The organism is Pseudomonas sp. NBRC 111133, from assembly GCF_001320605.1.
GTDB lineage: Bacteria > Pseudomonadota > Gammaproteobacteria > Pseudomonadales > Pseudomonadaceae > Aquipseudomonas > Aquipseudomonas monteilii.
In genome coordinates, this window is sequence record NZ_BCBJ01000179.1 from 1 (window position 1) to 685 (window position 685).

At 53.9% G+C, this 685-nt stretch carries 1 rRNA gene; it reads left to right on the forward strand.

Going from position 1 to position 685, the window contains the following annotated elements:
• Positions 1-685: ribosomal RNA gene (locus tag APH36_RS30315) — 23S ribosomal RNA — on the forward strand; the annotation flags it as partial.

Below are 685 nucleotides of genomic sequence, written 5' to 3' on the forward strand. Positions count from 1 at the left end.
ATAGGTGGGAGGCTTTGAAGTGGGGACGCCAGTTCTCATGGAGCCATCCTTGAAATACCACCCTGGCAACTTTGAGGTTCTAACTCAGGTCCGTTATCCGGATCGAGGACAGTGTATGGTGGGTAGTTTGACTGGGGCGGTCTCCTCCCAAAGAGTAACGGAGGAGTACGAAGGTGCGCTCAGACCGGTCGGAAATCGGTCGTAGAGTATAAAGGCAAAAGCGCGCTTGACTGCGAGACAAACACGTCGAGCAGGTACGAAAGTAGGTCTTAGTGATCCGGTGGTTCTGTATGGAAGGGCCATCGCTCAACGGATAAAAGGTACTCCGGGGATAACAGGCTGATACCGCCCAAGAGTTCATATCGACGGCGGTGTTTGGCACCTCGATGTCGGCTCATCACATCCTGGGGCTGAAGCCGGTCCCAAGGGTATGGCTGTTCGCCATTTAAAGTGGTACGCGAGCTGGGTTTAGAACGTCGTGAGACAGTTCGGTCCCTATCTGCCGTGGACGTTTGAGATTTGAGAGGGGCTGCTCCTAGTACGAGAGGACCGGAGTGGACGAACCTCTGGTGTTCCGGTTGTCACGCCAGTGGCATTGCCGGGTAGCTATGTTCGGAAGAGATAACCGCTGAAAGCATCTAAGCGGGAAACTTGCCTCAAGATGAGATCTCACTGGGATCTTGAA